Here is a 20,585-nt window from a genome sequence, read left to right as displayed (position 1 = left end):
CCTAAAAATAGAACAGTATATAATAATTATGTCTACTTAATTATGAATAAAATGAGCTAATAATTATAGAGAGAAGTGATTTCCATTAGTTTTAATCCAGTTTCTAATAATAAATTATATATTCAAATTTATAATCAAATTCTTTCTGAAATTCAATCTGGAGCGTTTCAAGTAGGAGATAAACTCCCTGCTGAAAGGGAGCTGTGTGAACAATTTGGTGTAAGCCGCGTGCCTGTTAGACAAGCCCTTAGCGCCCTGGAATTGAACGGTTTTATCTATTCTCGTCAAGGAGAAGGTGTATATGTTAAAGAGTTTCAAACAGAAGCTGAAAATTCTCAATCAACACTTTTAACGGACTCTACCTCCCCTGAAGACATTGTAGAAGCAAGAATGAACATAGAGCCTCTTATTGTACGTTTTGCAGCTTTGAGAGCTACAGAAGAAGATATTAAGGACCTGCGTGCAACTATTGATAAGATGGAGGAAGAAACGAACGCAGGGGTGTACGTACCAGAAACAGATGAAGCCCTACATAATGGTATAGCAAAGGCTTCTCATAATGATTTATTTATTAGTATTATGGCAGCTATTAGCAATGCGATGAAACAGCAGGAAATGTGGAAGTTTATAAGAGATCGAACCGTCACTAGACCTGACTACCGGGAAGTTAATTTTAATGAGCATAAATTACTTATTAATGCAATTGAACAGCATAACGAAGAAGAAGCTGTGAGAATTATGAGTTTTCACATGCAAAATCTATATGATCGTTATTGGAAAGCTTAATTCCAACTAATTTTTTATTAGAACAATACCAAATATAGAGGTAAAAGGCAGCTAAAATGTAGCTGTCTTTTTGCTGTTGAAAAGATAGCATAAAATGAGTAAGATTCAGTGTTTTCTTTCCAAACAAACTGTGTATTTCTTTTCATTTTTAATAATGTTCAGAAAATATTTAATATAATAATTATATTGACAATTAATAGGTATGTAAGTACACTGTTTATATAAGGTAACTTAGTATACAAGTAGCTAAATCTATAAAACGGAGGTAATGTGAATCTTAAAATTCATTAGTCTTTACAGCTCGATATTTTTTTAGAGAGATTAAGAGAAGGGTTCGAAAATGTAAGCGTTTTTTACCGTTACTGTGGAGTACAAATGTTTTGGATTATTAGGATAGAAAGTAGAAAGTGGATTTATAGTGTTTTCATATCGCTAGTAAGGTTTTGGTGTATGATATTTTCTAATAGTTCTTACTTTTTTAAATGATAAATAATACAGGGGGATACTTCGCTCTTTCATTTTTTATATGTCCATATGAAAGGGATTACAGAAGTAGGGACTAGATTTACTGAGACTTAGAAATAGATCAATCATCTTTTATATAAACTTTTAATTCTTTCTGTCAATTAGCCTAGAGCAAACACTCAGGTCAAAGACCGAAGAGTATGAAGAATAGAAGGATGGTAACCCAGGGAGGAATTATTTTGGATCCAATTAACTTAGAACGTTCAACTACTAAAAAAGTAACGTTAAGGCTCATTCCATTTCTATTTTTATGTTTTACCATATCGATACTTGATCGAGTAAATATTGGGTTTGCTGCATTACAAATGAATGAAGATTTAGGTTTTTCTAATGCTGTTTTTGGATTAGGGGCAGGAATTTTCTTCCTTGGCTATTTCCTTTTAGAAGTACCTGGAAGTGCTATGATGACGAAAGTCGGAGCTAGAAGATGGATTAGTAGAATCATGATTACATGGGCAGTAATTGCTATTTTAATGGCTTTTATCCAAACACCATGGCAGTTTTATACCGCAAGATTTCTTTTAGGAATTGCTGAAGCTAGCTTTTATCCTTGTATGGTCTTTTATCTAAGTGGTTTTTATCAAACAAAACATCATGCAAAAGCAATTGCTGGATTTATGATTGCAATCCCTGGTGCTAATGCAATAGGATCTCCTCTTTCTACTTATTTATTAGGTATTGACTGGTTAAACATGGCTGGATGGCAATGGCTTTTCATTTTGGAAGCGATTCCAGCTTTAATCTTAGGTGTGATATGCTTCTTCTATCTTGACGATAAGCTGGAGGACGTAAAATGGTTGACTAACGAGGAGAAGAAATGGTTAATCGACGTTACAACAAAAGAGAAGTTAGAAAAGCAGGAAGCCAAACACTATACATTCGCTCAGGCCTTAAAAGACCGTGACGTATTAACCTTATCTTTAGGATACTTTTTCTGGATGGTTGGCTACTATGGCATCGTCATGTTTTTACCGACAATTTCAGAAGGGTTATCTAAAACCACTTCTCTTAGTACGCATGCTATGGGGTGGATTTTAGGATTAATGTATGTTTGTGCAATGGTAACCATGATGTTGGTTAGTAACCACTCTGATAAGAAAAATGAAAGACGCTTTCACGTCGTTGCTTGCTTAGTAACAAGTGGCGTGGCATTGATTATTAGTAGCTACGTTGCAAATATGAACATTGTTTTATCATTTGTATTCTTAACGATCAGCCTTTGCGGAGCGTTCGGAGCATATTCTCCGTTTTGGGCAATTCCACCGTCTTTCTTAACGGAAGCTGCTGCTGCAGGTGCCATTGCCCTTATTAATAGTATTGGGAATCTAGGCGGTTTCTTCGGACCGTACATCGTGGGATATATTAAAGATATGACCGGATCTTTTAATGCTAGTATGACATTTCTAGGTATTAGCATGTTTGTAGCTTCCTTTATCGTAGCTTTTTTATTAAAACAATCAGGAAGAGCTATTAAAAAAAACACAGTCGATCGATTAGAAAAAACTAGTTAATTCTTGTTTGAAAGAAAAATTGTGCTACTGAGAGTGACCGACAAAAAGGTCTTTAATATGTGTCGGTCACCTTTCTAAATTAATGAGAAGGTGTTTAGCAATGATAAAGCTAGGAGTTTTAACAAGTGGCGGAGACGCTCCAGGAATGAATGCTGCTATTAGAGCAGTAGTAAAAACAGCTGACTATCATAACATAGAGGTAATGGGAATCGAGAGTGGTTACCAAGGTTTAATAGAAGGTAAACTTCATAGATTAACCTCTACAGATGTAGATTATGTTGCGGATAAAGGAGGGACATTTTTAAAAACCTCCCGCTGCGCAGAATTTATGAAAGAGTCGGGCAGAATGAAAGCTTTAAGTATATTAAAAGATTATGGAATTAATCATTTAGTGGTAATCGGCGGTGAAGGATCTTTTAAAGGCGCTCAAAAATTACATGAATTAGGTGCAAATGTCATTGCTATTCCCGCAACGATTGATAATGATTTATCTTATACAGATTATTCAATTGGATTTGATACTACATTAAATACGATATTAGAATGCCTCGGTAAAATTAAGGATACAGATTTATCTCATGAAAAGACTACCATTGTAGAAGTTATGGGAAGATATTGCGGAGATTTGGCCCTATACTCTGCTTTAGCAGGAGCTGGAGAAATTATTTCAACCCCAGAGAGAAAATTGGGCTTTGAAGAGATCTGCTTCAAGCTTAATGAGAAAATTAAAAATGGTAAAAAAGATAACTTAATCCTGATTACTGAAAAAATGTACGATATTCAAGACCTGCAAAAATATGTCGAGGATCGATTAGATATTAGCGTAAGGACAAGTATATTGGGTTTCATTCAAAGAGGAGGACAGCCGTCCGCATTTGATCGCATATTAGCAAGTAAAATGGGAATCACAGCAGTAGAATTATTATTCAAAGGATATTCTGGTAGGGCTGTAGGAATCAAAGAAAATGACTTAATTAATGTAGATATTGAAAAAGTTCATTCGAAGTTATCTAGTAATGATGATAAATACAGCTTACTGGATACCATTCTGGCTTAAGAATATCTTTTCTAACATCCAATGTTTTATCAAAGTAGAGATAAAACGAGTTTGTCTCTAAAGAAATGTATTTGAATACAAACGAATTTTTCTAATAAAAAGGAGGAAATAAACATGAATAAGCAGGTTAATGTAAAACAGGGAACTATCGTTTGTCAAGTATGTGGGAAAGTTATTGAGAATGTAGACAACTCTGAAGGGGTTAAAACATGGTACGGGAAGTGTTCCGAGGATTGTTCCAGGAAATAACGTAGCGGTAAAAGAGACCCCAAAAATCATTAGAATTTTAATTAAGACTATAGCTGAACAAGGAGAGTAATCTTATGAAAGTCATAATTGCTTCAGATCATGGTGGGATAAACATTCGTAAAGAGATTATAAATCTATTAGATGAAATGTCCATAATATATGAAGATCTAGGCTGTGAATGCAGCAGTTCAGTCGATTATCCCGACTATGCGATTCCAGTTGCCCAACGAGTAGCAAATGGAGAAGCGGATTTTGGAATTTTAATCTGCGGTACGGGAATTGGCATGAGTATTGCCGCTAACAAAGTAAAAGGAATTCGTTGCGCACTCGTTCATGATGTTTTTTCAGCTAAAATGACGCGTGAACACAACGATACGAACATTTTAGCCATGGGGGAACGAGTAATTGGACCAGGTTTAGCCCGCGAAATTGCGGAGACTTGGTTAACAACCCCATTTGTTGGAGGCCGTCATGAAAATCGCATCTGTAAAATTACAGAATACGAAAATGTATCAGAACCTTCTCTTGAAAGAAAATAAAGACAAAAAAGGCAAGAATCAATTTGATTCTTGCCTTTTCCTATTATTTCACTTCCTGATATGATGATTATAGATCCTATCAGAATAGCAAAACTAACCATTCCAATTCCCATACCAGTTAACCTTCCGTAAAAGCAGCTTATTATGACAACACTGAGACTAATTATTTACAATTAAAATAGATGTAATAAAATATCCCTGATTTATTATTGGGAGTTAAAGAAGTTTGTTTGCTGATGAAGAAATCTGTACGGTTAGTATCTATATATAGGAGGAAGCAAAGATGCAGGGTAAAACGATGATAACAAAAGTTATGGCTTACATAACTAGGTTTAATGGTCATCATACAGAGTTATTAGTTTACAAACACAAAGATTATCCAGAAGCAGGAGTTCAAGTTCCGGCAGGTACTGTAGAAGAGGGAGAAACAATTGAAGAAGCTTTATATAGGGAGATCAAAGAAGAATCTGGATTAATGGAGTTTTTATCGGTAACAAAATTGAAAACATATGTTTATCATCATGAAGGTAAAAGCCAGTATCATGAACGACATGTTTTTCATTTGGAAATTAAAGAAAAAACTGCAGAACGGTGGGAATATAAGGTTAATTCTAAAGGGGAAGATGCAGGATTAATCTTTTCATACTATTGGGCTCCTATTCAAGCTATTCCCAAACTAGCTGTAAATCAAGATGATTGCATTAATCAGTTATTTTTATAGTTATAAATTTATTAATAAGAGAAATATGTAGGTATCAATGAGAATAAAAGTAATTTTATATTACATCAAACCGTCCAGATATATAGCAAAGGAGAATAGGAAACATGCTTAATCAATTAAAGCTGTGGGCGAAAAAGTTGAAAAAACAGCTATTCATCTTATACTTAGCTTATAAAGATGAACGAGTATCTTGGTATATCAAATTATTTACTGCTTGTGTTGTTGCATATGCCTTCAGTCCAATCGATTTAATTCCTGATTTTATACCGGTTTTAGGCTATATTGACGATATAATCATTGTTCCTTTAGGAATTATGCTTGCTTTGAAAATGCTACCTACAAGTGTTATAGAGGACTGCACAATAAAAGCAGAAGAGCTCATTCAAAATGAACGACCTAAAAATTGGGTTGCGGGTTCAATTATTATCGTAGTATGGCTACTTATTTTTATGTGGAGCTGTTTTACTATTTTTAAATTATTAAATTGAATGAACTCTTATCAAGAAAAAATATAGTAGGTTTACTATCGATTGTTATGATACAAAATGGTAAATGATATATATAATTGAAAGGAGTACATTAGAACAAATGCAGCAAATTGATATTCAAGAAAAAAAGATAGACAGAGCTCTCTTTCAATTTGTTTTCCCTTTTTCCTTAAAGCAAGGAACTGAATCTAGTATCTACCTTTTTTTAAATAAGAGCGGATTTAAGCTATTTCAGTTAAATCAACTAGAAGACGAATGTGCATATTACGGCGATTTTAAAGTCTCACATCGTGATATGGAGGCGTATTATTTGTCTTTCACTAATAAGATACTCTTTCCACACTCAGAAAAAGAAAAAGGCCTTCATAGATATTCAAAACCTTTAAATATAAGAGGTAAGTTAATTACAGATACAGAATGCATTCCTTTTCAAATACACTCTGTGGATTTAACGACATGTCCTTATGAACTTGGGTTTTTAACCATTCGAACTGAGTTGAAACCCTTTACTTCTATGCCGTTGTCTCATTCTTTAGAATTCGCAGATCGCTTTCGCGTATTAGAACCACGAACACGAAAAGATAGCAGTACAAAAATTGAATGCGATGGCAAGATATACAAGGGAGCAGGGGGATTTGTATTTAACAACCTCTTTGAGGGGCTCTCCCGCTTTTTTGAAGGTGATTCAAAGGAAAATTCTTATTTTGAAACCTTTTCTTTTTTTGAAGATGAAAGAATGTATGTCCAATCTTTAGTGGCATTAGAGAAAAATGAAAAAATCGATGTAGTTGATGTTTATCGAATGGGAAGTCTTTGCGGCTTAACTGTAGAGGGGAAGCCATATGTTCATGCTAATAACCTTCCTTACATTCAAGATTATTTACAAAAACATGCTTATCAGCGCTGGGCTCCTAGCACTTATTTTCTGATAGAAGAACATATTTTTACTTGTATAACGATTCAAGATGAACGTACAACTCCTGATTTAGCTAATCAGTTTTATGGAGAATTTTACTACGGGCTTGTATTAAATCTGTTTCACAAGATCGTTTTATTAAAATTAGCTAATACCTATACAGAGCTAAATATTGAAAAAGACGTAAAAGAAATGGAAAAATTAATTTATTCCATTAATTCGTTTACCGCCAATTATTTTTCGCTTGAAATAGTATCTCAGTCCCGGAGCCGTGATATTTTTTATCTTCTTAGGAAAAATTTCAATATTGAGTTGTTATATAAGGAAGCTAAACAATCTCTAGAGAGTTTATTTAGATACCAGGAAAACGTTAATGCGAAAAAAGACAGCCTGCTATTGCTGATTTTGACTCTTTATTCCGTAGTAGGTCAAATGCTTGGAATGGGGCTTGTAGTAAATGATTTTATCGGAAGAATCAAATGGAGAAATATACTTGCGTACAATCCTGTAGAATATTTTGCATTAATCTTGGCAGCTAGCGGTGTCATAATTTCTCTGATACTAGGTATACAAAGTTTATATCAATGGATAATTGACCAAAGAAATCGAAAAAAATGGGTGAAACAAACTGTATTATCTTCAACAAAGGAATGAGAGCAGTCCTTTATTTCCTCCATATTCATCTTAAAACAGAAATAAAGATCGTATAGCCTATAATTGATAACCATAGGTATCAATTATAGGCTAATTTATCTCTATGCCTTTTTAAAAAATGTTCAGCTATATCGCTTTACAATTAAAGATAAATGTTGAAATTGAGCTAATTATCCGTTTTTTTAGTGTGTTTTTTTACTGTCCATTTCTTATAGATGTAGTGTAAGAGGAAGCCTCTGTACTGATTTATAATATAGTAACTAACAATATAAAGTATACTTCCAAATAAGAAGCTATTAAGAACCATTCCTGTTAAAAAATTCTTTCCTACTTTCGCTCCTAGTTCTAGTCGATTATCCAAATCTTCATCTGCATTCTGAAGCAAAGTTTGATTAAGGTCGATTGGAAATATATATCCTCCCACTACTGTATTTAAGTAAAACATCAACGGAAAGGCCCACATAAAAAACATTCCACCAATAAGGCCTGCTATGCTGTTTCCTTTACATAATTTAGCTAAACCTACGGATATTATAAGGCCCAATCCAAAGGTAGGAACAAAGTTCACAACAGAACCTAGACTAAAACCTAGCGCAACTTTATGTGAATGATCTTTTAATCTTAATAGTTTAAGAAGTAAGTATTTAAATCGGCGCTTCAAAAATACTAATTTGCCCACATTATTCCTCCTATCTTTTCACGCTGGCATCCTATCTTTCCTTTTGGTGTATACCATTATAGAAAGGTGTTTTATTGTATTCAAGATTTAGCGTTATATAAGTAAAAAGATAAATGAGGTTAAAGAACAACAGATTTAACCATTATAAGTATATTTATACTTTATATGACAAAACAAATAATTACCTCCTAATAAATCAAGTGATTTTTGAAAATGTCACAAAAAATTCACAAATAGGTTGTTTCTTTTCTCTTTCTCCCTGCTAAAATTTTATAGTCAAGAACAAGAAAAATATAACATCGGGGGATATACTTAGTGAAAAAGATAATTTCTTCATTAGCTCTATGCTCGTCATTGATTGTGTTACCGACAATAAGCCAGGCAGCTTTAGGAGACAAGCTATTAAAAGAAGGTATGACAGATCCAGACGTAAAAGAATTACAGGATGTTTTAAGACAGAAGGGGATATTTTCAGCTACTTCGACTGGCTATTTTGGTTCAATTACAAAAGATTCAGTTTTAAGCTTTCAGCGTTCTCATAGTTTAACCGCTGATGGAATTGTAGGATCTAATACATATCAAGCGTTAATAGGTAATTCAACAAGTACGGTTACAAACGGTACACTTTTAAAATATGGAATGACTAGCAATGAAGTTGAAAAAGTACAGCAATTGTTAAAGGAAAAAGGTTACTTTAATGCCACACCAACAGGCTATTTTGGTACAGTTACTCAAACTGCGGTTATGAATTTCCAACGGGATCATGGTTTAGCCGTGGATGGAATTGTAGGTCCGGCTACTTTGAATGCTTTAAATAACGCATCTAGCAGCTCCACTGGTTCTTCAACTGTCAATAGTTCAACGCAAGCGACAGCTAGTGATATAATTGCTTATTCTAAAAAATTCATAGGCGTACCATATGTGTGGGGAGGAACATCACCGAGTGGTTTCGATTGCAGCGGTTTCATTTATTATGTATTTAAAAATGGAGGCGGAGTAACTGTACCGCGAACAGTAGCTACCTTGTATCAGTCAGGAAAAAGTACATCTACTCCAAATGTAGGAGATATTGTGTTCTTTGATACTACTGGAGGTCCTTCACATGCTGGAATTTATATTGGAAACGGGCAGTTTATTCATGCTGGCAGTTCAACTGGTGTAACTATTGCATCGTTAAGCAACTCTTACTGGGCACCTCGTTATTTAGGAAGTAAATCTATTTTCTAATAGATTACTAGTAAAAAAATATAGCAATTGAAACTAAGCAGCTTTATTATTATTTGTGTAAATAAAGTGAAAAGTCCTGATATACAGTCAGGACTTTTTGTTATAGCAGCGAACAATGGTCTTAATATAGAGGTTGAGCTTGGTTGAAAGAATTAGATGTATGTGTCCTGTAGCAGCTTGTTAATAACAATAACGCTAGCTAACATACACCATTTAGCCATTCAGGCGTTAAACACTTCTTATATAAGCTTGTTCCATTGAATGGCTTTTGAATGTTTGAGCGTATGTGTTAAACATGGAAACATTGGTAAGTATTCCTGCAGCAAGCATTAACAATGTAAGCGAAGAACCTCCAAAGCTTATAAAAGGAAGGGTGACACCAGTAATAGGAAGAAGACCTGTGACAGCCCCAAGGTTTACAAATACTTGAACAGCAATCATAACGGAAATACCGATAGCTAACAGTGCTCCAAAAGGATCACGACACTTAATAGCTGTTTTTAATCCTTTAAAAATAATAAAAAACAGTAGCCCCAATACAAGAAGTACACCCCAAAATCCCAGCTCTTCTGCGATAATGGCCATAATAAAATCCGTATGTGATTCAGGCAAGTAGCCCGTTTTTTGAATGCCTTGTCCTAACCCCATACCTAATATTCCTCCGTTTCCTATAGCCACATAAGAATTAACAAGTTGATATCCATCGCCTTGTTGATTTTCAAAAGGATGCAAGAATCCGGTAAAACGAGCCAAACGCCCCGGAGAAAACAAAAGATCCATGTTTCCGGTTACTAATAAAACGGCTAACATAACAAGTGTTCCAATTAGCCCTAATAAACTAATTTTTAAAATAGATTTCTTTGAAATCCCTGAGCATAACACAATAGCTGCAACTGTTCCTAAAATAAGCAAGGCTCCACCATAGTCAGGCTGCAAGATAATTAAGAAACAAATAAAAAGCACAACCACCATAGGTGGAAGAATCGACCTTTTTAAATCATTGATATACTCTTGTTTATTTGCAAAAACAGCGGCTAAATAGATAATAAGCGTTAATTTTGTTATTTCTAACGGCTGAATAGCAATAGGCCCTATTTTAAACCAACTTTGTGCATTACCGGCTGTATGTCCAAAAGCTAAAACTAAAATAAGGAGTGAAATAGCGACACCTAATAAAAATTTTAATACTGCTTTTTCTTGATAAATTTTATATGGTACGATAGCTGCTAATGTGAAAAGGATAAAGCCTGCTATAAGAGCAAGCTTTTGTTTTTTATAAAAATAATCCCCAGATACACCATAACGGCTAATTGCTGTTACCATGCTGGCACTATAAACCATAATTAAACCGATCAGGCTTAGAACAATTAACGCAGCAATAAATTTGTAATCGTAACATTTTAGAATTTTTTTGAACATAAAAAACTCCTCCTAAAAAACCCACCTAATAACGGCTATATACAAGAGAGAAAATAAAAAAATACACATATATTTCAATACTTTTATACGAATCTTTAGGTCTAAATTTATCTCTTTAGCCATTTTTTTATTAGTCATTGTATTACCTCACATCCTGATCAAACATATAAGCTTTTGATTGAAAGCTTATATTTAATACTAGTCCCATCAAAAACATCGTACTCATTAACGCACTTCCCCCGTAGCTTATAAACGGCAGTGGTATTCCCGTTATCGGAAGAAGTCCTATACACATGCCCACATTTTCTAAAACATGAAAGAAAACAATTGAAATAACGCCGGTACAAATGTATGTAGAGAATTGATCTTTCGTATGAAATGCGACGGTAATAATTTGGTAAATCAGCACCATAAATAAGAAAAGAATAAGGCTAGTTCCTAAGAAGCCGTAACTTTCTCCAATTGCACTAAAAATAAAGTCTGAATGTTTTTCGGGAACATATACTGAAAATTTTGATGTATCTCTTCCTGAAATGGATCCGGCACCTATTGCTTTTAACACTTGCATATAGTTGTAAGACAAGCTGCCTGCATAAGATTCTGGATCAAACCACGCATAGATACGATCAAACTGATAGGATTGAACGTGCAAATATTTTTCCAATATTTTTGGGTGGTTCAAAACCATATATAAAATACCTGAAGCGATTCCTATAATTGAAGTAAAGGTAGGAAGAATGAGCTTAAAACTGACTCCTGAAACGAATATCATGACAAAGAATAAAAAGATCATCACGAGTGCCGTTCCTAAATCGGGCTGCTGCATAATAAGAAGAATAGGGACCGCTAACGTAGCTCCTAGCTTTCCAACGAGTAAAACGTCGCTTCTTATATCTCTTACGCGAAATTTTTCGTTATGATTTCGTATCACTTTACTAAATGCTAAGATTAAAGAGATTTTTGTGAACTCTGACGGCTGTATCGATCCAATACCAGGAAGGACGAACCAGCTTTTTGCACCATTTTTGACAGGAGCAATACTTTGGGGAGAAACGATGAGTAAAATAAGGATAAAAATATTTAGCCCATAAAAGAACCATGTGAATTGGTCCCACTGATCTTCATCAGGCCTCATGGTGATGAAGATAATCCCAATACCTACTGCGTACCATTCAACTTGTTTAATTACGAAGTTTGTAGAATACTGTCCTGTTTTTTGCGCGTTATAAATAGCTATACAGCTAATAATAAAAAACAGCAGCAGTGTAAAAGCAAGACCATAATTAAAGCCTTCTGACTTCTTGCGTTCCATGTTTAAAACACCTTTTCTTTATTAAATTTCTATTCCAATCACTGAATATAAGGTTCTCTAATGTATGTTAGAAAAATATCAATAAAATAGATTTCTTCTCACGATCTATCACAAACCTCCAATCTGTTTTAACTGTGATTTTTTATATAAAAGGTCTACCATACGATAGCCTGTATAATCAAAACGTTTATTAGCCCTAATTTAGTGAACAAGACATTTTTTTGACTTCAGCTTATTTTTTTTATTAAATACTATAAATTTTCCCTAAGGAAACTTTTGGAGCATAAGAAACCCTTTGAAAATAAAATTTTGACTTAGAACAAACTGAAATGTCTACATGTGTTAGCAGTTTATATATTAGAATCCTAATTTATCTTTCCTAAGAGAAACATTTTAACATTAAGGAAAAATATTTGTCTAATAAAAAACTTAGAATTTAACTACAAACTGAATTACTTTGGTTAAATTCGGTTAGAAAACTATGATGCAACTAACTCTTTTTACACTAAAAAACTGACCATAATGGTCAGTTTTTTAAGGTTAATAAATAAGCTATTTTGCTTACTTCTCATATCGTTTGTAATTTTATCATTAAAAAATGAAAAATAAGTGAAAAGAGAAATATTAATACAAATAAGTTAAAAAATATTTAAATTTGTATAAAATTCATGTTATTCATGAAAATATTGAGAAAGAATGTTCTTTGAAATTTTTAATGTTAACTTTTATATAAAAGCTGTGATTGTTTACAGAATGCAAAGTTTTTTTGAAAGCACCTTTTTATTTTTATGAATATTGAGCTTTATGATACGATATGAAGTGAACTTTTTAAATGAGGGTCTATATGCAAAAAATTAAAGGTAAAAGGATAAAAATTAGTATATTTATGCTGGGATTAGGGATTATTTTTTTTCTGTTTGCCGGGAAAGAGCTTGTGGTAAACGAAAAGCCTGTAAAATCTGACGTGATTATTGTGTTAAGTGGTGATAATGATCGACTGGAGAAAGGAATTGAATTATATAAAAAAGGCTATGCGGCTCATTTAATCCTTTCGAATGGTCAAGAGAATAATTTTTATCATCAAGCCAAGGACTCAGGAATACCTGAGGATTCAATTATATTAGAAAATCACGCTACAAGTACTACGGAAAACGCTAAATTCACAAAAAGGCTAATGATGAACTATCATTTTCAATCCGCTATCGTTGTTTCTTCCAACTATCATATGAAAAGAGTAGAAAAAAACTTTAATAAAGAATTTAAGGATACCCAAATACAATTAACCTATTGTTCTAGTGGAAGTCGCTATTATAATCCACAGAGATGGTGGGAAACTGCTTTAAATAGAAAAGTTACCTACACAGAATACGTCAAGCTTATTGGCAATTATTTTGGTTTTAGCGGAAAGAAATCTAAAGAATTATTAAGAGAATTTATCTAAAAAATTGCAAAAAAGTCCATAGGGGATGCCTCTATGGACTTTTTGCTTTTTGAGATGACGAGGAGTAGTTCAACATAGTCCTGTGATGATAGATTATTTGTTTAATATAAAGGAAAGCATAGTGCCCCATATAAAGATTACTAAATAGAATAATCTTTGCAGCAGACCGGTAGGCATAGGAACAAAAAATACAAGCATAATGAGTATGAGGATGACTAGTAAGGAGACTAAACAGCCATAAGTCCAATACTTGCCGCTGGTTAAGGAGGATGCATATATCCATAGACCAGCTAAAACAGTGATCATGCCAAGTTGAGCGAATATTGAATGCCAAAATAAATTTATATCAGCCGGTATAAAGCCTGAAACAACGTTACCTAAAGCTAATATAAGAATAAAAGCTGTTGCTAGCTGGCTTTTTCTTGTTTTCTTTAGACTTTGTGAAATGTACAAAATGCCAATTGAAAGTGTTAATCCGTTTATAATAAACAATACGTTCATCCAGAAATGGTGAGGAGAGCAAATGTCATGAGGTGCAATTGAATAGGTGTAGGTTCCACAAGAAGTTACGCCAAGATCACTCATTGCGTGATGTAAAAAACTGTAGGGAGCAGTTGAAGTCAAAATAAAGAAAGGTTCAACTAAAAAATACAAGCAAGTAGCAAACCAGCTTAAAATGCCAACCTTTTTCGATATATACAGAATCATCACCTCTTAAAAAGTGTTATATACGAATTGTATATCCAAATAATGTTAAATAAAATGGTCTTGAAGCCTATTTTTATGTAGGGCTTGAGGTTGATGCGAGGAAGGAGGACAAAGTGTTTAAGCTTGAAGGTGCTTAGGAAAAGACCTCTTTACTAATGTTTTGTAGCGGTAAAGAGGTCCAAAAGCTGCTTAATTAAAAATGAATAACTGCTGATTATGCACCCATACGTAAAGTTAATGTATTCCAAATGCGGTGACATTCAAGACATTTTCTCTAGAATTTTATAATCTGATGTTTTTTGAATATCTACATCATATTCATGTGCAAATCTTTCTAATTCCCTAAAAACATTTGGTGGATTAAATAATGCTATTCGCATATTCCAGCCGTTTTCTACTTGTACTACAGCCAATTTTGCTTTCCAACTTAACCTTTTAAATACAATTCTTTTAATGTCCATTGGTTTAACGGTTTTTGCATATACTTTAAACCATAATATATATGTTCTATAGGTTAAAGCATCTTTGTCTATCTGAAATTCATATCTTAGGAAAAGGGAAAGAAATGAACAGAGGATAGCAAAAAGAAGTAAGAAGGCAAGTACTTTATATTGAATTGCTTGAATGAATAATAAAGCATACAAAAGTAATAAAGCAAACATGATAGTTTTTTGAGCGGTAGCTTTAAATAACATAGAATCTCCTTTCTTTAGTAAATAAGCCAATTGGTTTTTTCTATGATATTATTTAAGTGTTAATTTAGGTTAGATTTATATTGGGAGGTCTTTTACATGTATAATACCATTTCAGATTTTATCAAAGAATGGAACAGCGAAGCCATGCTAACTCAAAAAGTTTTGGATAGCTTAACAGATGATTCGTTGAAACAACAAGTTTGCCCTGAAGGACGTACGTTAGGAAGAATCGCTTGGCATTTTACAACAAATATTCCAGATTATCTAACTGAATTTGGAATGAGCATAGATAGAATAGAAAGTACAGCAAGCGTTCCATCTTCAGCACAGGAAATCGCTATAACCTTTAAAAATGTAAGTTCTCACGCTGCTAAAATCATTGAACAGCAATGGACAGATGAATCTTTAGGACATACGCAAGAAGCGTTCGGAAGAACCCAATCAAATGCCACAATCTTAATGGGACTAATCAAGCATATTGTTCATCACCGAGGTCAAATTACCATTCTGATGCGTCAAGCAGGACTGAAACCCCCTGGAGTTTATGGGCCTCCAAAAGAAGATTGGGTTCATTTAGGTGTGGAAAACCCACCGCTTTAATAATATCAGGTAAATAAAAAAGAGGCTGTCCATAGAAAATACTATAAAATTTTTTCTCAGGCAGCCTTTACATAAAACCTAATTAATCAGTTAGTACTTACTCTGAAAAAACTTTTGAGTACTGCACAACACCTTGCATATTTTTTAATAATCCCTCTGTTAACTCTAAGGTCATAAAGAATTCTTCAGGCACGTCAAAATGTTCTTTCTTATCGCTGTATTCTTCATTTTAAAAGGCGCTTTTCACAACTTTTTCAGTTTTATTATATTCTTCAGTGAGTTCTTGATTAATTAAGATATCCATAATTAGTATGTATATATTTTATAGTGTTATATTTTATGAGTCCACTTTTAATACATAATATTTGTAAATTTTTATGGTAAAATATACTATATATGTTAAATTGGATTGTGTAAAGAAGGGATAATATCTGATGTTAAACTTATTATTTATATGTTTAGTAAGCTGCTTCATCATTTATATTGGGAAACGTGTATGGAAAAAAGGTAGTACTAATTTTATTGCTGGGTATGGAAAGATATTTACACCTAAGGATGAAAAGCAGCTCGCTAAAGGAATTGGGCTTATTATTATGTTGTTTGGCTTTGAATCTATGATATTTCCTATTCTCTCTTTGCTCTTTGAAGGGATCGGCTTTTATTATGGATTGCTGGTTGTGTTGAACTTCTTCGCTTTATTTGGGCTTATGATAAAGGATCAGGTGCAAAGAGAAGCCTAAAGGGGGAGAAAACGATCAATAAAAATATTCGGCTTATGATTGGTTTAATCAGCACTATTATCCTGTGTTTTTATGGAGTAAGAAGTTTATTCATACATGAAACAATACCGTTTTCTTCTTATCTCTTTGCGGTAGGTGGAGCTATTTCTAGCATTGCTTCATCTGGGAATTAATAAAGAAAGATGCAGCTTAGATTGAAAGAAGTGATGATGTGAAAAGACGACGGATTTCCTGGTGTATAGCTAATATAATTTGGATCATACTTTTTGCTGTAGGCACAGCTGTTATCTGGACAAGAGAAGTGGATGGAGCGGGTGTTACCCAAACACCGGAGCTGAAATTGTTCGCATTTATAGCGTTGCTAATTGCATTTATTTTCCCTTTGATTATTCAAGTTATATGGCTAATTATTAATTTTAAAGTTAGTAAGCATGTACTATAGAAAATAGGAATAATGTTATGGAATAGAGAGGGATGATGTGTATGCAAAGCAAAAAATGCTCTAAATGTGATTCAACTCTAATCAAAGCTCGTATTCAATCATCACCTGGTACAGTAGGTGTAAATAAAACACCGAGCAGCGTATTAAATAACAATCACCATTACAGCGAATTAATACCTTATGTTTGTTCAAGCTGCGGTTATGTGGATTTTTATGTGGAGGAAGCCGGAAAGTTTTTTTAATAGAACTTTTAGGATTGTTCGTTTTCGAATACATTATGATACGTCACTGAACTTGGTATATCGCCTAATATCAATTTTAATCAAGGGGTAAGGAAAATGATTTTCGGAGGCTATTATGAAGAGAACACTTAGTTTTCTGTCAGTAGTTTATTTAACCGTTCTAACTGCATGTAATCAAGAAAGTACAGGGGAAAATATAGAGAGTTCTTCTGCTATCATTGTTGTAGTTGAAAACAAGGAATATAACGGAACAGAAGATAAATTAGATCAAACACAAGAAATAGGAGACCAAATAGGAACCATAGAAAAGAAAACTAAAGCAACTACGATGCCCGAAGGTAATAATCAATCAAACTATTTTACAGTTGGTTCAGAAATCTATTCAGTAAAAGGAACAGAGGATTATATTATAGTTAAAGATAAAGATCATAAAAGTCAGTTAATGAAAAAGGTAGCCCAAAAAAGATGAGTATTATTTAAGTTGACTACTTTATCTTTCAGAAAATACGTTCTACGTGAGCGTATTACATATATCAAAACCTAATTATAGTAAAACAAAAAAATTTTAAGAGGTCGAAAGTGAATAAAAAAATTCGATGGGGCTTAGCTAGTTGTATAACAATTATAGGGGCGTTAAGTATATATTTTTTGTTCTTTTCTTACGATAAGTTTTATGTAACAAAAGACGATAATATGTTTAACACAAAGCTTTTAAGTGATACATATGGAAAATATGAGTGCACAGAGATGGCTGATCAAACAAAGTATGACTCTAAGAAATATTTTAGAGCCTTTGGTAAAACACAAAATGGGGATTTTATTTATGCTATTAAAGGTGATCCTAAGCATAAACAAGTGCTGCTAATTGAAAACACCGAGATGCCTGCGTGGTTTTTGTACTCGCGTCAATAAAGGTGCTAAAGTGTCTGTAAAACCCATTATGGTAGGTAAAGATGTTGCATCATTTTTCTTTTGAAATATATTTCGAATACAGAAGGGGCTGTGTTATGAAAAAGTGGTTATACTTACCTTTTATTCTATCTTTGGTTATTCTATGTGCAGCATGTTCAAGTTTAATTTGGAAAAAACAATACGCGGATTCTCCACCTAAAGAGTTATTGTCAGATGGAGAAGAATATTTTATTTTGGCAGTAGGAGAAGAGATCGATCATCCAGAGGAAATAATGGGTTTAAAACAAGTTCGATATTTTTCTTCGTTGGAAGAAGTAAAGAATCAATATCCAGACTTAAAGGTAGAAGGCAGCCCTTTCTTTATTATTTTTAATGATAAAGAAGTCGTTTTAAGAACTTCAGAATTAAACAAAGCGATACGTTTTGTAGAAGAAAATTACTAGATACAAAAACAAATAAATTTTGTATCATCTTTTCCTCCTACAAAAAATGTATAATAAACTCCATTACGTTCATCTTCAACATTCATTTCCAAATTAACTCTCTTCTCCAAATCTAATTTTTTAACTAAACGCTTAAAAACTAATAAAAGACACCAAGGAAACATAAAGCACCTTGGTGTTTTTATGTTTAATAATAGCTCATATGACAATTATAAAATACAAAATATAGAAAATATAATAACATATGTTTATTGTTGGGGGACAAAAAATGTTTGGAGGAAAAATATGAAAAAGTTCTATCTTGGTTTGTTTATTATGTGTTTGGTGTTTATCATCTCCGCTTGTTCAAAAACGGAATATGTAAACAATGTTGAGTACTTAAAATTACAAAAAGCAGAGGTAACGTTAACAGATGATAAAAAAATCGTTGGGGAAATGATAGTACCTGATAAAAAGAATAAAAGTAAAAGTATCGTTCCAATGGAGTTACGCTATACATTTACGATGGAAAATACGTCTAATAATATTATGGCTCTCTCTGATTCTGCTAAAACAAACATTCGCATAGAACCAGATAAGGAGTTAGTATCAGCTGTAAAGGAATCAATTGGTTCAAATATTTATAATATGGATAACAATAAGTTAGGTATTGGTATGAGTATAGGAGAAATTCCATCTAAAGGAACAAGTAAATTTACTCTTAGTTATACCTTAGGAGCAAAGGAAAAAAATAATGAATTACCTCTTTTGCCAACTGAAGAAGAACTAAAAAAGCTACAAGCTAATGCGTTAAAGGGTACACTCATTATCTCCCAAGATCACAAGGATATTGCAAAGTTTAGGTTAGATTCAAGCCAATAAACATGATTATAAGTTTAAATAGATTAATAGCTCGCTAATTCTGTATATCGTCAGCGTTAGCGAGCTATTGTTTTTATATTTATACGCTTGTATGTGGATTTACTTTTCCAAAAAATAAAATTGATTAGCCTTACTTATTTGGTTACGATAAGCGCTCGAATAATTTCATTCCAATAGTATTTGAAGTTTTTGTCACTTGTATTTTTTTGCATTAGAACGGTTGATTCCTTTGTATTCTCTTTTTTTATAGACATTATGATTTCCCCTTATCTCTTTATATTTAGTATGTTGTGGTTTGATTTACCATATTTTATAATGAAATTAGCAATCGTTACAGATGAACATTACGATTGAATCAATCGAAATATCCGATTATACAGAGGTGAGGAAAATCGAAATAAAACAACTGATTACATTTAAAACAGCTGCAGAAAATTTAAATTTTACATATACAGCTAAAATTTTGAACTTTGCTCAATCAAGCGTTACCGCTCAAATAAAAGCTCTTGAGAATGAACTTGAAACTCCTTTATTTGAACGTCTCGGAAAGCGCTTGGTTTTAACAGAAGCAGGTAGAGAATTCAAAAGGTACGCCGATAAACTGATTCAATTGACTAAGGAAGCAAAAAACGCTGTAAGTGGAGTGGAGGAGCCCGCAGGTACGCTTATCATTGGATCTTCTGAAAGTCAGTGCACGTATAGATTGCCTCCAATATTAAAAGAGTTCAAGGATCAATTTCCAAAGGTTAAAATGATCTTTAAGCCCATTTACTCTCAAGAACAAACGAGAGCGCAGCTACTAGATGGCACTCTTGATATTGCCTTTACATTGGAGCCTATTCAGCATTACGATGCAAATCTACATACGCAATGTCTTGTTGCAGAAAACCTAAAAATTATAGCTTCTCCTCAGCATCCTTTAGCTAATAAAGCGGAAATCTACTTAGAAGACCTTGAGAATGAGACTCTTTTGTATACTGAGTCGGGTTGTTCATACCGGGTAGTATTGGAAAACTTGTTTCGTGAGGCGGGTATTTGCACATCAACTAAATTTGAATTTGTAAGCGTAGAAGCTATTAAACAGTGTGTAATGTTAGATTTAGGTATTGCCATACTACCGGAAGTAGTAGTAAAAGCGGAAGTTGAGAAAGGTATATTAAAAGAATTAGCATGCACTAAAGTTGATACACCTCTTTACACACAAATGTTTTGGCATAAAGATAAATTCATGTCTCTTCCTTTGCAATCTTTTATTCAATTGGCTTGCAGTACTTTTGGTTTAAATTATATAGGTCTCGAAAGTAAAAAACTCTAGGTGCGTTATGCTGACTAAAGAATTACACAGGATACATAAAATAATCTAATATCTTTCCTAATAAGATAAGAGATGAAGGAAATCTTCATTCCTTCGCTAATAT

At 33.3% G+C, this 20,585-nt stretch carries 24 protein-coding genes; 19 read left to right on the top strand and 5 right to left on the bottom strand.

The window, feature by feature from the left end; genetic code table 11:
- The first annotated feature begins 75 nt into the window (after nt 1–75).
- From AC3WJG_RS20955 to AC3WJG_RS20920, 8 genes are all read left to right on the top strand, one after another.
- Nucleotides 76–786 carry a FadR/GntR family transcriptional regulator gene (locus AC3WJG_RS20955; protein WP_028409967.1) on the top strand — a complete coding sequence of 237 codons (711 nt, stop codon included), beginning with the start codon at nt 76–78 and terminating at the stop codon, nt 784–786.
- A 704-nt stretch (nt 787–1,490) separates the two neighbouring features.
- Entirely contained in the window at nt 1,491–2,822 is a 1,332-nt protein-coding gene (locus AC3WJG_RS20950; RefSeq protein WP_098248889.1) for an MFS transporter, read from the top strand.
- A 100-nt stretch (nt 2,823–2,922) separates the two neighbouring features.
- Nucleotides 2,923–3,879 (top strand): 6-phosphofructokinase, encoded by a 957-nt coding sequence (gene pfkA, locus AC3WJG_RS20945; RefSeq protein WP_060747582.1) that lies wholly within the window; start codon nt 2,923–2,925, stop codon nt 3,877–3,879.
- Between the two features lie 114 nt (nt 3,880–3,993).
- Nucleotides 3,994–4,128: a GapA-binding peptide SR1P gene (locus AC3WJG_RS20940; RefSeq protein ID WP_107917869.1), complete on the top strand. Its 135-nt coding sequence runs from the start codon at nt 3,994–3,996 to the stop codon at nt 4,126–4,128.
- A 74-nt stretch (nt 4,129–4,202) separates the two neighbouring features.
- Nucleotides 4,203–4,667, top strand: coding sequence for a ribose 5-phosphate isomerase B (rpiB, locus tag AC3WJG_RS20935; RefSeq protein ID WP_025749189.1), 465 nt, complete (start codon nt 4,203–4,205; stop codon nt 4,665–4,667).
- 283 nt (nt 4,668–4,950) lie between these two features.
- On the top strand, nt 4,951–5,388 hold the full coding sequence (locus tag AC3WJG_RS20930) for an NUDIX hydrolase (protein WP_098578979.1): 438 nt from the start codon (nt 4,951–4,953) through the stop codon (nt 5,386–5,388).
- A gap of 104 nt (nt 5,389–5,492) precedes the next feature.
- The gene (locus AC3WJG_RS20925; protein ID WP_102813214.1) at nt 5,493–5,876 is read left to right on the top strand and encodes a YkvA family protein; all 384 of its coding nucleotides are present in this window, start codon (nt 5,493–5,495) and stop codon (nt 5,874–5,876) included.
- Between the two features lie 100 nt (nt 5,877–5,976).
- Complete coding sequence (locus tag AC3WJG_RS20920) at nt 5,977–7,446, top strand: hypothetical protein (RefSeq protein ID WP_323599975.1); 1,470 nt, start codon at nt 5,977–5,979, stop codon at nt 7,444–7,446.
- Between the two features lie 166 nt (nt 7,447–7,612).
- Here the strand turns inward: AC3WJG_RS20920 and AC3WJG_RS20915 are convergent, their stop codons facing one another.
- The gene (locus AC3WJG_RS20915) at nt 7,613–8,125 is read right to left on the bottom strand and encodes a DUF2062 domain-containing protein (protein ID WP_028409973.1); all 513 of its coding nucleotides are present in this window, start codon (nt 8,123–8,125) and stop codon (nt 7,613–7,615) included.
- Nucleotides 8,126–8,440: 315 nt separating this feature from the next.
- Between AC3WJG_RS20915 and AC3WJG_RS20910 the strand changes: the two genes are divergently transcribed.
- Complete coding sequence (locus AC3WJG_RS20910; RefSeq protein WP_028409974.1) at nt 8,441–9,352, top strand: C40 family peptidase; 912 nt, start codon at nt 8,441–8,443, stop codon at nt 9,350–9,352.
- 228 nt (nt 9,353–9,580) lie between these two features.
- Here AC3WJG_RS20910 and AC3WJG_RS20905 read toward each other — a convergent pair whose 3' ends face one another.
- Nucleotides 9,581–10,771, bottom strand: a complete 1,191-nt coding sequence (locus AC3WJG_RS20905) for an FtsW/RodA/SpoVE family cell cycle protein (protein WP_337133355.1) — start codon at nt 10,769–10,771, stop codon at nt 9,581–9,583.
- Nucleotides 10,772–10,913: 142 nt separating this feature from the next.
- Nucleotides 10,914–12,083 carry an FtsW/RodA/SpoVE family cell cycle protein gene (locus AC3WJG_RS20900; protein WP_323599977.1) on the bottom strand — a complete coding sequence of 390 codons (1,170 nt, stop codon included), beginning with the start codon at nt 12,081–12,083 and terminating at the stop codon, nt 10,914–10,916.
- Nucleotides 12,084–12,927: 844 nt separating this feature from the next.
- Here AC3WJG_RS20900 and AC3WJG_RS20895 point away from each other — a divergent pair.
- Complete coding sequence (locus tag AC3WJG_RS20895; protein ID WP_028409977.1) at nt 12,928–13,524, top strand: YdcF family protein; 597 nt, start codon at nt 12,928–12,930, stop codon at nt 13,522–13,524.
- A 93-nt stretch (nt 13,525–13,617) separates the two neighbouring features.
- On the opposite strand, the gene AC3WJG_RS20890 is transcribed toward AC3WJG_RS20895, so the two are convergent.
- Entirely contained in the window at nt 13,618–14,232 is a 615-nt protein-coding gene (locus AC3WJG_RS20890) for a DUF998 domain-containing protein (RefSeq protein ID WP_337133354.1), read from the bottom strand.
- A 260-nt stretch (nt 14,233–14,492) separates the two neighbouring features.
- Nucleotides 14,493–14,927, bottom strand: a complete 435-nt coding sequence (locus AC3WJG_RS20885; protein ID WP_060744976.1) for a hypothetical protein — start codon at nt 14,925–14,927, stop codon at nt 14,493–14,495.
- A 96-nt stretch (nt 14,928–15,023) separates the two neighbouring features.
- Here AC3WJG_RS20885 and AC3WJG_RS20880 point away from each other — a divergent pair, with 96 nt between their 5' ends.
- From AC3WJG_RS20880 to AC3WJG_RS20840, 9 genes are all read left to right on the top strand, one after another.
- A complete protein-coding gene (locus tag AC3WJG_RS20880; RefSeq protein WP_102814081.1) occupies nt 15,024–15,527 on the top strand; it encodes a DinB family protein in 504 nt (167 codons plus the stop codon).
- 434 nt (nt 15,528–15,961) lie between these two features.
- Nucleotides 15,962–16,267 carry a hypothetical protein gene (locus AC3WJG_RS20875; RefSeq protein ID WP_337133353.1) on the top strand — a complete coding sequence of 102 codons (306 nt, stop codon included), beginning with the start codon at nt 15,962–15,964 and terminating at the stop codon, nt 16,265–16,267.
- 211 nt (nt 16,268–16,478) lie between these two features.
- Entirely contained in the window at nt 16,479–16,709 is a 231-nt protein-coding gene (locus AC3WJG_RS20870) for a DUF3923 family protein (RefSeq protein WP_102814083.1), read from the top strand.
- Between the two features lie 41 nt (nt 16,710–16,750).
- Entirely contained in the window at nt 16,751–16,951 is a 201-nt protein-coding gene (locus tag AC3WJG_RS20865) for a hypothetical protein (RefSeq protein ID WP_060744979.1), read from the top strand.
- Between the two features lie 115 nt (nt 16,952–17,066).
- The gene (locus tag AC3WJG_RS20860; protein WP_102814085.1) at nt 17,067–17,420 is read left to right on the top strand and encodes a hypothetical protein; all 354 of its coding nucleotides are present in this window, start codon (nt 17,067–17,069) and stop codon (nt 17,418–17,420) included.
- A 110-nt stretch (nt 17,421–17,530) separates the two neighbouring features.
- Nucleotides 17,531–17,863, top strand: coding sequence for a hypothetical protein (locus AC3WJG_RS20855; RefSeq protein ID WP_060744981.1), 333 nt, complete (start codon nt 17,531–17,533; stop codon nt 17,861–17,863).
- A 95-nt stretch (nt 17,864–17,958) separates the two neighbouring features.
- Nucleotides 17,959–18,306: a hypothetical protein gene (locus AC3WJG_RS20850; RefSeq protein ID WP_337133352.1), complete on the top strand. Its 348-nt coding sequence runs from the start codon at nt 17,959–17,961 to the stop codon at nt 18,304–18,306.
- A 285-nt stretch (nt 18,307–18,591) separates the two neighbouring features.
- Nucleotides 18,592–19,167, top strand: a complete 576-nt coding sequence (locus tag AC3WJG_RS20845) for a hypothetical protein (protein WP_028409987.1) — start codon at nt 18,592–18,594, stop codon at nt 19,165–19,167.
- 391 nt (nt 19,168–19,558) lie between these two features.
- Nucleotides 19,559–20,482 (top strand): LysR family transcriptional regulator, encoded by a 924-nt coding sequence (locus tag AC3WJG_RS20840; protein ID WP_176524054.1) that lies wholly within the window; start codon nt 19,559–19,561, stop codon nt 20,480–20,482.
- Nucleotides 20,483–20,585: the final 103 nt, after the last annotated feature.

Source organism: Priestia sp. FW507-14D1A (genome assembly GCF_058781295.1).
Note: the sequence above shows the minus strand (reverse complement) of the source record. Positions and strands in the feature narration are given on the sequence as shown.